We start from the raw sequence: 13,179 nt of genomic DNA on the forward strand, positions 1-13,179 counted from the left end.
GAAAACGGGGGATTTAAAATGGCAGAATATCGAAACAGTAACAGAATCCTGTATCCACTTGGTGTTACGCAGGAAGAAAAAAGCGCTCATATCCTGGTACAGGGACACGGAGAGGAGGTTTTCCTGCTCTTATACCGGCCGGGCGAGAAGAAGCCATGTGAGAAGATCCCGTTTGATCCGAAACACCGGATGGGAGATGTCTGGTCACTGGAACTGGATCGGGCTGATCTTGCATCATTTGAATATAATTTCATGATTGATGGAAAAATTGTGGCAGATCCCTATGCGCGGATCCTTACCGGGCGTGAAAAATGGGCGGACCGGAAACGTGCCGGAAAGCCGGTGCAGTGCCGGGTATTGTCGGAAGTGTTTGACTGGGAAGATGATGCAAATCCGGAAATCCCGTATGCCGATACGATCCTCTACAAACTTCATGTCCGTGGATTTACAGCGCATGCGTCCTCGAATGTTTCTGTCCGCGGAACGTATGCAGGCATCGTGGAGAAGATCCCATATCTGAAAGACCTCGGGATCACGGCGGTGGAGCTGATGCCGGTGACGGAGTTTGACGAGGTCATGATGTCGTCATCCGGAAATGGATTTCATGATGCGAAACCGGAACCGACGGGATATATCAATTACTGGGGATATGGACCGTCATATCTCTATGCGGTGAAGTCGGCATATGCGTCTCACGGGGAGATGTCGGCGGAGAGCGAGTTTAAAACGCTGGTAAAAGAGCTGCACAGGGCCGGGATCGAATGTATTCCGGAACTGTATTTTACCGGAAAAGAACTTCCGGGGGAGATCGTATCGGTCCTTCGCTACTGGGTAGAGGAGTATCATGTGGACGGCTTTCATCTGTTGGGATTCCCGAATCTTTTGCTGGCGGCGGAGGACCCGTTCTTAAAGAGGACGAAGCTTTTTGCGGAAAACTGGAACGAGGTGATGGATCGCCGCCCGAAAAAGGGCTATATCACGCCGGGAGACGGTCCGGTTTCCGTTGCGGAAAAGAATCTTGCCGAGTACAACATGCAGTTTATGGAGGATATGCGCCGTTTCTTAAAAGGTGATGAAGGAATGCTCCAGGCGTTCGAATTCCGGAACCGCAGGAATCCGGCGGAGTATGCGGTTGTCAACTACATGGCGAACACGAACGGCTTCACACTGATGGATGCGGTCTCCTACGACCGGAAGCACAATGAGAAAAACGGTGAGGAGAACCGGGACGGAAGCGATTACAATTATTCCTGGAACTGCGGAGCGGAGGGACCGACGAGAAAGAAAAAGATCGTGGAGCTCAGAAAACAGCTGATCAAAAACGCATATCTGCTCCTGTTTTTGAGCCAGGGAGTACCGCTTTTGATGGCTGGCGATGAGTTTGGAAACAGTCAGGACGGCAACAACAACGCCTACTGTCAGGATAATGCGGTCTCATGGTTAAACTGGAAGCTCCTGGAGACGCATATGGACCAGGTGGAGTTTGTGAAACGCCTGATCGCCTTCCGGAAATCCCACAAGATGTTCCACATGGACCGGGAACCACGGATCATGGACTACAAGTCCTGCGGCCGTCCGGATGTCTCCTACCACGGCGAAAACGCCTGGAAACCGGAATTTGAAAATTTCCGGCGGCAGTTCGGGATCCTGTACTGGGGCGCTTACGCAAAGAAACCGGACGGGACGGATGACGCGAACTTTTATGTCCTCTACAACATGCACTGGGAACCGCATATGTTCGGGCTTCCCCATCTGCCGAAAGGCGCGAAGTGGCATGTGATCTGCAGCACGGCGGATCCGGATGTGGAAGATCTGCCGTCTGATGGAACCGGAGAAGTCCTGAAAAACCAGATGATGCTGGCAGTGCCGCCTCGCGGGATCATGATCCTCGAAAGTGTTGCGGATCCGGATTCGGGGAAGGAGACGAAAAAAGGAAAGAGCGGGAGCAAAAAAGAGAAGAATGAGAAGACAGATCTGGTCGAAAAGTCCTGTGAAAAGGAAGAGAAAAGTACACCAGAAAATGGAAAAGAGCTGTAAAAGTAAATAAACTGAAAATTGTGCACTGCGTTCCTGGATATAAAAAATCCCTGCCATGAGATGAGAACCGCCGGAAGCTTAAGAACTTCTGTTTTGCGGTATCATTTCAGTGGCAGGGATTCTGCTTATTCCGGATAAACCAGCTGCTCTTCCCGGATATTCTCAAGGACCTCATCATAGAACTTTCCGGCAAGATATTTTGCCATCGGAAGGTTCATATCGAGATAGTTTCCGCAGTCGCGGGCAGCGGCACCCGGAACATCTCCCTCAAAATCGCGGATGAAGAGGAACATTTCCTGGAGGAGCGGCACGATATCTGCGGATTCGTAATCACCCACGAGGAGCAGATAGAAGCCGGTCCGACATCCCATCGGTCCGAAGTAGAGAACTTTATCTTTGTATACACGGTGGTTTCTTAAGAAAGTCGCACCGAGATGTTCAATTGTATGGATCTCAGCAGTATTCATGACCGGTTCGTAGTTTGGACGGGTCATACGGATATCGAAGGTGGTAACATGATTGTCTCCGGCGATATCTCTCCGGGATACATAAACACCCGGAACCAGTTTCAGATGATTGACAGTGAAGCTTGTGATCTTTTCCATAATAAGATACACCCTTTCATGAGTTTTACAGATTGTTGTCCGCAGACGTGATGATGTCTGCCTGTATCAGTTTTATTATAAAGGGAATGGGGAAAGAATGCAAGTTACTGTATGCTGGCAGGAATTTTCAGAAGCAAAAATTCTGTATGATCCGGTTATGACCGCAGATTTTGCCGATCCGGAATCCAAAGCATCGGCAAGATCCCGGGGAGATATTGCGCTTCAATTTGACCTTGTTTCGCAAGAATATTTGTACTATAATAACTGTTAACGGGATTTTGGGTAACTAGAATAACGTCCCATAAGGAGTAGTTATGAAATTACTGGCATATGAAGTAGACAAAAGACCATTTTTAGGTGTTTTCAATGAGAATGAAACCTGGGCTTATCCGATTTCGGCAGCGGGAATGGAATACCGGTCCATGAAGGACCTGATCCGCGAGGCAGGACCATCTGAGATGGAAATGCTGGATTATATTTCAAAAAAGGCACCGGGGGATGTGACCGGAGCAGCACCAGTGGAAGAAATTAAGATAGTTTCTCCGATCCCGGAGCCGGATCAGGATATTATCTGCCTGGGGATCAACTATATGGATCATGCGGCGGAATCTGCGAGGTTCCAGAAAGAGGAGTTTGCGAGACCTGAGAAGGCAATCTATTTCTCCAAGCGCGTCAACCGGACGAATGATCCGGACGGGATCATTCCGGCACATAAAAATTTGACGAACCAGCTGGATTACGAGGCAGAGCTTGCGGTCATCATCAAAAAAGATGCGAAAGATGTGAAGCCGGAAGAAGTAAAAGACTATATTTTCGGATATACGATCATGAATGATGTCAGCGCCAGGGAGGTGCAGACGGAACATAAACAGTGGTACTTTGGAAAGAGCCTGGATGGTTTCACACCGCTCGGCCCGTGTATCATGACGGTCGATTCCACTGCGTTTCCGCCGGTGTTAAAACTCCAGTCAAAAGTAAACGGAGAACTCCGTCAGGATTCCAACACGGGACTTTTTATCCATGGAATTGAAGAAGTGATCTGCGAACTTACAAAAGGAATGACATTAAAGGCAGGAACGATCATCGCAACAGGAACGCCGGCAGGAGTCGGCATGGGATTCGTACCGCCGAAATTCCTTAAGACAGGCGATGTTGTGGAGTGCATTATCGAAGGGATTGGAACTCTTAAGAATACTGTTGGGGAGTAAAATGAGAGGGGATTGCTTCATGCATGATCGAATGCGGCAAGAACCGGTGTGACGATAAAAAAGCACATCTCATAAAATGAAAAGTTGCCATGAAGGGAGCAAAAAAGTCAGTCAGAATGACTGGCTGCTCTTTTCGTGGCTTTTTGTTTCACAGGGAAATTCCGGAGGAACTTCCTGTGAAACAAAAAGACATTGTGCGTCTAAGATGCGCACTCGCGTGAAAGAGAAAGATTGTCGCAAACGACCGCGCGGTACAGGACTATGCCGGAGCATAATCCTTTCGGGCATCCAGCTGCCGGTAAATGCCGTCGCAGCAGCAGACTTTGACATAAGGAGAGAACAAAAGTGGAAGATATACGCGAAATGTTGAAAAAGGTGGCAGCAGGCGAATTGTCTGTGGATAACGCTGTCTTGGAACTGAAAAAGGAGCCGTTTACGGCGGCGGGATATGATGATCTGGGATTTGCAAAGCTGGACACGCACCGGAAACTGCGCCAGGGCGCGGCGGAAGTGATCTACGGGGCGGGAAAGACCCCGGAGCAGATCGCCGGGATCGTGGAAGCAATGAAAAAACGCGGGCAGGAGACGATCCTGATCACGCGGGTGGATGAAGAAAAAAGTTTAAAAACAGAGAAACTGCTGTCGGAAATCTATCCGAACGGCAGCGGATACCGGTATTTTAAGGATGCGAAGGTCGCGATCTGCGGAAACTTCCCGGAAAAAGACGGCGTCGGCACGATCGTCGTGGCGACCGGTGGGACCAGCGATATCCCGGTGGCGGAGGAAGCCGCGCTTACGGCCGAGGCACTCGGAAATCAGGTGGAGCGCCTCTATGATGTGGGAGTTGCGGGACTTCACCGCCTGATGTCCCATATGGATTCGATCATGAATGCCCGCGTGATCATCGCGATCGCGGGGATGGAAGGCGCACTCGCAAGCGTGATCGGCGGTCTTGCGGACTGTCCGGTGATCGCGGTGCCGACGAGTATCGGGTATGGGGCGTCCTTTGGAGGTGTCTCTGCGCTCCTTTCGATGCTGAACTCCTGCGCGAGCGGCGTCAGCGTGGTAAATATTGATAACGGATTCGGAGCCGGGTATCTGGCGAGCATGATGAACCATATGCGGGGATGATATTGGAGATAAGCGGAGGTATTTCGAATGAAAACATTATATTTTGACTGCGGAATGGGCGCTGCGGGAGACATGCTGATGGCGTCCCTCTATGAGATCTGCCCGGACAAGGCAGGATTTTTAAAGACAATGAATGAGATGGGGGTGCCGGGACTCTTTGTTGAGGCAGAACCGGCTGTGAAGTGCGGGATTACTGGAACGCATATGAAGGTGACGATCCACGGAGAGGAAGAGGAGAGCGTGGATGTGGATCTGCAGGAGCATGTACACGACCACGCAGAGCAGCATGACCATGATCATCACGAACATTGCCACGACCACGACGAAGAGGCGGGGAACCATCACCACCATGAGGCTGAGGTCCATCACCATGAGATGGCCGCTGATATGGCGGACAATACTCACATACATGCATACGACCATGATCACCAGCCCGATCATGACCACCATGATGAGCACGACTTCCATCACACTCATACCCACGAGGAAATCCACACAGAAGAGCATTCCGGCCACCCACACCATCATCACGCAAGTATGGCCGGGATTTCTCATATTATTGAACATTTAAATCTGCCTGATGAGGTCAAAAAGGATGTTGTTGCGGTTTACCACTTGATCGCCGAGGCAGAGTCCCACGTCCACGGTAAGACTGTCGAGGAGATCCATTTCCACGAGGTCGGCACTGCGGACGCGATCGCGGATATCGCCGGAGTCTGCCTCTTAATGCATATGATCGCCCCACAGAAGACCGTCGCATCCCCGATCCATGTCGGAAGTGGAAACGTCCGCTGTGCGCACGGGATCCTGCCGGTCCCGGCTCCGGCAACCGCCTTTATTTTACAGGGACTTCCGATCTACAGCGGTACGATCAGAGGAGAACTCTGCACGCCGACGGGCGCAGCGCTCTTAAAACATTTCGTGACAGAATTCCGGGAAATGCCGGTGATGCGGACATCCGCGATCGGCTATGGTATGGGAAAGAAAGACTTTGAGCGCGCGAACTGTGTGCGCGTTCTTTTCGGTGAGACGGAAGAGTGCGGAGATGAGGTAGCAGAGCTTTCCTGCAATCTCGATGACATGACCCCGGAAGCGCTGGGCTTTGTTCAGGAGATCCTGTTTGCAGCAGGCGCCCTGGAAGTCTATACGATCCCGATCGGCATGAAAAAGAGCCGCCCGGGCATTCTCCTGACCTGCATGTGCCGCTGCGGAGATGAAGAGAAGATGATCTCATTGCTCTTTAAACACACGACAACACTTGGAATCCGTGAAAATATCAGCAGACGCTATACTCTTACAAGAACCATGAAAGAACACGAGACTCCGTATGGCGTGGTTCGCGAGAAGATCGCGGAAGGTTACGGCGTGAAACGCGGAAAACTTGAGTATGAAGACCTTGCGAAGATCGCGAGAGAGCAGGGGATGAGTCTTGGTGAAGTCAGGAAGATCGTAAAAAATAATCAGTAGAGAATGACAATAATAGTGAACTACATCGGCAATTGAATAACCGAGGATTCCGGCTTATTATCCTAAGCGGTGATTCCGGAATTATTACAGTGCATGGACTTCTTCAGCCCATGCACTGTCGATCTTTTGTTTCACAAAATGGAAATATTAAGTCCAACATTGTATCTTGCGCGGCTTTTGTGTCGGGCAGTTTACCATTTTTCTCTATAACCATAAAAGATAGATTCACAGCATAGTTTTTAAGGTTAAACCTGAAAACTATGAAAAAACAGCATGATACAGGATCCGTATCGCCAATAAAAAAGAACCGGCATCTCATCCGCAGATGGAATACCGGTTCTTGTTACATGACGTTCTTATAACGCGCTTATTATAAATTAGCCAAAATATCTCTTTAAGAGACCAGCAAATGCCTTACCATGTCTTGCCTCGTCTCTTGCCATCTCGTGAACAGTGTCATGGATTGCATCAAGACCAGCGGCTTTTGCTCTCTTAGCGAGGTCTGTCTTACCAGCTGTTGCGCCGTTCTCAGCCTCAACTCTCATCTCAAGGTTCTTCTTTGTGCTGTCTGTAACAACTTCGCCGAGGAGCTCTGCGAATTTAGCAGCGTGCTCAGCCTCTTCGTAAGCTGCTTTCTCCCAGTAAAGACCGATCTCCGGGTAACCTTCTCTGTGAGCAACTCTTGCCATAGCGAGGTACATACCAACCTCAGAACATTCGCCGTTGAAGTTTGCTCTTAAATCTTCAAGGATATCTTCACTTACGCCCTTTGCAACACCAACTACGTGCTCGGAAGCCCATGTCATATCGCCGGACTGCTCAGTGAACTTGGAAGCCGGAGCGCCGCACTGCGGACATTTTTCCGGAGCAGCCTCGCCCTCATATACATAACCACATACAGAACATACAAATTTCTTCATAGTATTTTTCTCCTTTTTAAGATTTATTATCTGGGATCAGGGAGTATCAAAATCTCTGATCATAAATGATGCAACATGGATCACAGTTATTTTTAAAAAATAATAGTAACTGTTATCGTTATTATATTCTAATTGACAACGAATGTCAATAGAATTTTTGAATTTTTAGCTTTTCTTTTTCAGACAGTCCTCGCATTCGCCGTAAAAGAAAACAGTGTGGGAGTCAACGCGTCCCGGAAACGGGGCGGAGAGAAGATCCGATGTATCATGAACCAGCTCGAGAGGCATATCAATGATCGCTCCGCAGGTCCTGCATACAAAATGGTAATGTGGATCAGTATTGTAGTCAAAGTGCTCTGAGCCGTCCCCGCTGGAAAAACGCTGGATCTCGCCCATATCCGCCAGAAGATTTAAATTGCGGTACACAGTCCCCAGACTGATTTTTGGATAGTCTTTGCTGATCGTCACATAGACGGCATCGGCGGTAGGATGATCAGTGCGGTTCTTCAGGCATTCCCGGATGGACTCACGCTGGCGGCTGAATTTTAATGCTTTCATGGGAAACCTCCTTTCTGGATCATTTCTAAAATTTAAATAGACAATAATAATGATAATTGTTACTGAAATAATAACATCATAACTTTTGAAAGTCAAGTATCTGTGATAAAAAGTTACAAAACAGAAGAACAAAAATTCCTTGAAAATGAAATGTGAGGTGTTTATACTATTTCTATATCATATTTTCATAAATCAGACATCAACCCCACGAAACGGAGGTAGCTCCATGTATAACAGACACATCCGCCATCTTGTGACAGAGCTTGGAAACCGCCTGTCAGAGAAAGAATTTTTAAAAAAGATCGGCCTCAGCCGCCGCAGTATGCAGCAGCTGTTTGATAAAGACCGCTGGGAAGTGATCTTCGAGAAAGCCTTTCCGGTGACGAGACGCTTTTCCTGCGCGGAAATCCTGGAATTCTGCCGGGAAGATATGGAAAAGCTCGGAAATGAGCCGGAAGAGGGCTGGCTCTCCTTCACTTATAAATATGTGACACACATCCTGTATCCGGATGATGAATTCTCTGCGTCCGCGGCTCCCTGTGCGCCGTCTGCGCTCTACTTCTTAAATGTTCTCCAGTATTTCTTTGATGAAGAACGGAAAGTGATGCCGTTCGATCCATATGATGATTTCCGCTTTTTAACAAAAGAAGAATATGCGCATTTTGAGCGTGCGGATGAATATGAGCACTTTATCCGTGAGTTCCGCGACCAGTACGTCTACGAGATGATGCGGTTAAACCGTGAGGCGACGCCTTTCGAGACACTCGGTCATATCGCGGGTGTCCACTATGTTGCCATGACGGTAGCCCAGGGACTTTATGCGGCAGGCGTTCCGATCGATCTGGCGCTGGCATCCGGCGCGGCGGCCGGCCATGATCTCGGAAAATTCGGGTGCAAACCGAATGAGCGGGTTCCGTATCTGCACTATTATTATACGAACCAGTGGTTTACCGCCTACCATATGGAAGGGATCGGTCATATCGCTGCCAACCATTCAACCTGGGATCTGGAGCTTGACAACATCTCCGTGGAGTCCCTGGTGCTGATCTATGCGGACTTCCGTGTCAAGCAGATGCGCGGCGAGGACGGAAGAGAACTCACGAAGATCTATACACTGAAGGATTCCTTCGACGTCATCCTGTCCAAGCTCGACAACGTGGATGAAAAGAAACGGAACCGCTACCGTGTCGTTTATTCCCGTCTGTACGAATTTGAGCGCTACATGCGTTCAAAAGGCGTGGATGTGGACCTCACAGGCCATCCGGACCCGGCAGAAAAGCCGGTGGACATCGTCCTGCAGTCCGGAAAACAGGTGGTGCGCTCGTTTGTATTCTGGGGGATCGAGCACAACATCGATGTCATGCACCGGCTCGGCACCGAGCGCCAGTTCGGAAACATTCTCGAGGCGGCGCGGAGCGAGAAAGACTGGAAGAATGTCCGCGCATATTTAAACATGTTCAATGAATATTCGATTCACCTGAACCACCGCCAGAAAGAGCAGACGATCAGCTTCTTATATGAGCTCCTGTTAAACAGAGAGGGAGACATCCGCAGGCAGGCGGCGGCCCTGGTCGGAAAAATGTTCGCGGACTTCAACGCCGGATACCGGAAAGAACTTCCGAAAAACATGCCGGATCCGGATGACAAGACGGCTCTGACGCTCTGGGAAGAATACATGGCGCAGCTCGTATGCCCGGACTATCGCCTGACATTACAGCAGAAGCACCGGATCCAGAACTCCTTAAAATTTGTCATGATGTCTGCCATGGAGCGAAGCTCGGAGAAGGTCCGGGAGGAGCTGTTCGGGGTATTTATGAAATGGTTTGACAGAAAACACCGCCTCGTGGGGGATCCGGTCTTCTACCTTTTAGACTGCATCTTTTCCCTGCCGCTCGATCTCAGCAGCAAGGATGGACATCTGGAGAGCCTGATCAGTTTCGTGATCGAACACATGGAAGACGAGGATGAGAAGATCCAGATCGCTGCGGTCCGTGTCCTGAAAGTTTTGACGCAGGCGGTGACACCGGAGAGCGCGTGCTACCGGCTTGCCTGCGATGCGGCGAAAAAGATCGATCCGAAGACGATCACACTCCTCTTCCTGCAGTACCGGATCTTTACAAATCTGCGCCTTGATACGAGCAGACAGAGAGAAGTCCTGTACGGACATGACGTGGTTAGCGATATCTTCCTTGAAAACCTGAAATCGGCGACCCCGTGGATCTTAAAATCCGTCAATATCAAGTTGCTGGCAGATCAGGTGGACCATGGAAAACGAGAGCATCTGCTCCATATCTGTGCCCACTTCTCGAACCTCATCAAGGTCAGTGAGCAGGTCGGAGTCCGCCACGATGCGGGACGTGCACTCCTGCGCCTGGCCCACCTTCTGACGACGGACCAGAGGAACGAGATCGCGGTCGAGCTATTAAAAGGCCTGGAAGTCGGCGAGTACGAGTTCTCGAAGTATATTCCGGAATATCTCGGCGAATTTGCCTTGTGGCTTCCGCCGGAACAGCTCGATGACATTATTGAGCGCCTGCATATCCTGCTCGCGAACGGAAATGAGCGGATCGTGTCCGTCGCACTCGACACACTGGGGATCATTCTGGAGTGCTATTCCAGATATCCGGTCCGCTTCCAGGAGCCGGATGAGATCGCCGAGGACCGGAGGATGAAGATCCTGGGACTGATCTTAAGCTGCCTTGCAAACTACAGAGAACAGGTCCGCCAGGAGGCGCTTCTTGTGATCGGGCAGCATATTTTCGGCTCCCAGATCCTTGCAGAGCGCGATAAGAACCGGATGTTCTCTCTGTGTGCGAAAAAACTGCTGTTCCTCCTGAATGAGAATAAAGGCGGAGAGCTCAGCCTCTACTACCGTGCGGCGACCTTGTCCCACATCGGACGTTTCATCTCCCGCTACCAGCTCTTCGGCGGTGACGTGGAGACCATGACGAGAAATAAAGTGGCATTCTTCCCGGGGACCTTCGATCCGTTCACCCTGTCCCACAAGGAGATCGCCAGAAAGATCCGTGAACTCGGATTTACGGTATTTCTCGCGGTGGATGAATTTTCCTGGTCGAAGAAGACCCAGCCGCATCTGGTTCGCCGCCAGATCGTGAACATGTCGATCGCGGATGAATTTTATGTGCATCTGTTCCCGGACAACACGCCGGTCAATATCGCGAACCCGGCGGACCTTCGCAGATTGAAGGAAATGTTCCCGAATGAGGAACTCTACATCGTGGTCGGATCGGACGTCATCCACAATGCAAGTTCCTATAAGAAAGAGCCGGAAGAAAATTCGATCCATTTCTTCAATCACATCGTATTCCGACGGGCCGGAGAAGCACATCCGACCGAGGTCTACAATGAGATCAGGGGAGAAGTCGTGCAGCTGGAGCTGCCGCGCGAGCTGGAAGATATCAGCTCCACAAAGATTCGAGAGAACATCGATAACCACCGTGATATTTCCAGCCTGATCGATCCGGTTGTTCAGGAGTACATTTACCATAAGGGAATGTACCTGCGTGAGCCGGAGTTCAAGCCGATCCTGAGAGCGAAAGCGATCGCTTTTGAGAATGCCTCCGGAAGAGACCATGCGGTCCTGGACGAGCTCGGAAATACCGTCCTCTACGGACATCCGGATGCCCAGGCGATTTTCACGAGGATCCAGGTGGAGAACGACAGCCTGCTGATCCTGAGGAACACCGTGGAAGGCGAGCGGCCGGTCGGTTTTGCAAGCTACCGGGAGATCGGGAATGATGAGCTGTACGGAGTCTTAAAGGACATGGAGCTTGCGAATCTGGTGCGCGGAAAGAGCAGCCGGGAGATCCTCCTGATCACGGGGATCTACGCGAGAGAGGAGAATACCGGGGACAGCGAGATGATCCGGGATGCCGCACAGCAGCTCCTGGTGGAGGTCGTTGCGAAAGAGCTGGAGAAGAATTACAGCTTTGCGCTGTTCGTGGCAGAGCGCGGAACGGCGGCGAAGCATGTCGTGTACGCGCTGGAAAGACAGGGCTTTGTGCGTCCGCACCTGGCAGACGAAAATGACAAGAGGACGATCTACCTGGTCGACATGCATGAACCGCTCATGTTCCTGCATAACCTGGAGACAACGATCAAGGAACCGTTTGCCAGCAATCCGGCGGTCCTCAGGGCAATCGAGAAGAATCATAAGAAACTGCAGATCGCGATGACGAAGCTGTATCCGGGAAATCTCGTCCTTTCCTTATCCTCCGGAGTCATGCATCACCGCCTTGTGGACAGGATTACGTCGCTGAACGATGTGCCGAGAGAACCGCTCGTTCCGAGACGGCTCGGAAAGAACATGTGCGTTCCGTTCGGCAAGATCCTCAGAGGAAAAGTTGTCCCGAATACGGTGACAAAGACGCTGCACACGGATAAGGTCTATGAGCCGGATCTGGAAAGCTACACGATCGAGCCGTTCCCGTATTATTCACCGTTAAACAGTCAGATCGAGACGATCCGTTCCTTCGACCGTCCGGTAATCCTGGTCGACGACCTTGTCCACAAGGCAGACCGTCTCCGGGTACTCGTTCCGAAGCTCAGGGAGACGGGGATTCCGATCAAAAAAGTCGTTGTCGGAGTTCTGTCCGGCTACGGGCGGGATCTGATGCAGCAGCTGAAGGTGCCGGTCGAGAGCATCTACTCGATGCCGAATGTGCGCCAGTGGTTCGTGGAATCGACGCTGTACCCGTTTATTGGCGGTGACACGGTGCGCCGGGAGGAAATGAAAGTTGCGGGACTTCAGCCGTCCATCAACATGATCCTGCCGTATGCGACACCGAAGCTCTCCGGCTGCAGCAGGGAGGCACTGGTGGAGTTTTCGGCCTGCTGTATCGAGAATTCCAGGGATCTTTTACAGGTCCTGGAGGCGGAGTACCGGAAACAGTACGCGAAGAACCTGACGCTGTCGCGCCTCTCCGAGGCAGTCATCCTGCCGCTCTGCCCGGATAAGGGAAGCTGCATGGAGTACGATGAGAATCTCGCGGCATCGGTTTATCTGGAAAATGATCTGGAGATGCTGCAGAGGATGAGAAAGTTTATGGTAACGATCCAGTAGGTCTGTGTATTGACTGTACTGACTGTAAAAACGGACTTGCAGGAAAAAGTCTTGTTGACGGAAGGTGTTATGAACCAGAGATACACACCGGCATCGACCGGGGCAGAGATATCTTAATGGAGTTCTGCCTGCAGATATGAAACTCGCGAAGCGTGTTTTCACTTGTTGAT

At 50.7% G+C, this 13,179-nt stretch carries 8 protein-coding genes; 5 read left to right on the forward strand and 3 right to left on the reverse strand.

What is annotated here, in order from left to right:
- Positions 1-18: 18 nt before the first annotated feature.
- Positions 19-2,037: an alpha-amylase family glycosyl hydrolase gene (locus V2546_RS12900; RefSeq protein ID WP_329752551.1), complete on the forward strand. Its 2,019-nt coding sequence runs from the start codon at positions 19-21 to the stop codon at positions 2,035-2,037.
- A gap of 125 nt (positions 2,038-2,162) precedes the next feature.
- On the opposite strand, the gene V2546_RS12905 is transcribed toward V2546_RS12900, so the two are convergent.
- Positions 2,163-2,642, reverse strand: coding sequence for an S-ribosylhomocysteine lyase (locus V2546_RS12905; protein ID WP_118298381.1), 480 nt, complete (start codon positions 2,640-2,642; stop codon positions 2,163-2,165).
- Between the two features lie 314 nt (positions 2,643-2,956).
- Between V2546_RS12905 and V2546_RS12910 the strand changes: the two genes are divergently transcribed.
- The 3 genes from V2546_RS12910 (at position 2,957) to larC (ending at position 6,448) form a co-directional block, all read left to right on the forward strand.
- The gene (locus V2546_RS12910) at positions 2,957-3,850 is read left to right on the forward strand and encodes a fumarylacetoacetate hydrolase family protein (RefSeq protein ID WP_329752552.1); all 894 of its coding nucleotides are present in this window, start codon (positions 2,957-2,959) and stop codon (positions 3,848-3,850) included.
- A 363-nt stretch (positions 3,851-4,213) separates the two neighbouring features.
- A complete protein-coding gene (gene larB, locus V2546_RS12915; protein WP_329752571.1) occupies positions 4,214-4,981 on the forward strand; it encodes a nickel pincer cofactor biosynthesis protein LarB in 768 nt (255 codons plus the stop codon).
- Positions 4,982-5,008: 27 nt separating this feature from the next.
- Positions 5,009-6,448, forward strand: a complete 1,440-nt coding sequence (gene larC, locus V2546_RS12920; protein ID WP_329752553.1) for a nickel pincer cofactor biosynthesis protein LarC — start codon at positions 5,009-5,011, stop codon at positions 6,446-6,448.
- Between the two features lie 377 nt (positions 6,449-6,825).
- Here larC and V2546_RS12925 read toward each other — a convergent pair whose 3' ends face one another.
- A complete protein-coding gene (locus V2546_RS12925; protein ID WP_118298377.1) occupies positions 6,826-7,368 on the reverse strand; it encodes an NADH peroxidase in 543 nt (180 codons plus the stop codon).
- 165 nt (positions 7,369-7,533) lie between these two features.
- The gene (locus V2546_RS12930) at positions 7,534-7,926 is read right to left on the reverse strand and encodes a Fur family transcriptional regulator (RefSeq protein WP_118603999.1); all 393 of its coding nucleotides are present in this window, start codon (positions 7,924-7,926) and stop codon (positions 7,534-7,536) included.
- 226 nt (positions 7,927-8,152) lie between these two features.
- On the opposite strand from V2546_RS12930, the gene V2546_RS12935 reads away from it, so the two are divergent.
- On the forward strand, positions 8,153-13,009 hold the full coding sequence (locus tag V2546_RS12935) for a cytidyltransferase-related domain protein (protein WP_329752554.1): 4,857 nt from the start codon (positions 8,153-8,155) through the stop codon (positions 13,007-13,009).
- Positions 13,010-13,179: the final 170 nt, after the last annotated feature.

Origin of the sequence: Clostridium sp. CM74B_53 (genome assembly GCF_036318045.1) — a bacterium.
Lineage (GTDB): Bacteria > Bacillota > Clostridia > Lachnospirales > Lachnospiraceae > Pilosibacter.

What these genes read in the sequence shown, in the direction of transcription:
- V2546_RS12900 (WP_329752551.1), top strand. Translation starts at nt 19, where the DNA reads ATGGCAGAATATCGAAACAGTAACAGAATCCTGTATCCACTTGGTGTT.
- V2546_RS12905 (WP_118298381.1), bottom strand. Translation starts at nt 2,642, where the DNA reads ATGGAAAAGATCACAAGCTTCACTGTCAATCATCTGAAACTGGTTCCG.
- V2546_RS12910 (WP_329752552.1), top strand. Translation starts at nt 2,957, where the DNA reads ATGAAATTACTGGCATATGAAGTAGACAAAAGACCATTTTTAGGTGTT.
- larB (WP_329752571.1), top strand. Translation starts at nt 4,214, where the DNA reads ATGTTGAAAAAGGTGGCAGCAGGCGAATTGTCTGTGGATAACGCTGTC.
- larC (WP_329752553.1), top strand. Translation starts at nt 5,009, where the DNA reads ATGAAAACATTATATTTTGACTGCGGAATGGGCGCTGCGGGAGACATG.
- V2546_RS12925 (WP_118298377.1), bottom strand. Translation starts at nt 7,368, where the DNA reads ATGAAGAAATTTGTATGTTCTGTATGTGGTTATGTATATGAGGGCGAG.
- V2546_RS12930 (WP_118603999.1), bottom strand. Translation starts at nt 7,926, where the DNA reads ATGAAAGCATTAAAATTCAGCCGCCAGCGTGAGTCCATCCGGGAATGC.
- V2546_RS12935 (WP_329752554.1), top strand. Translation starts at nt 8,153, where the DNA reads ATGTATAACAGACACATCCGCCATCTTGTGACAGAGCTTGGAAACCGC.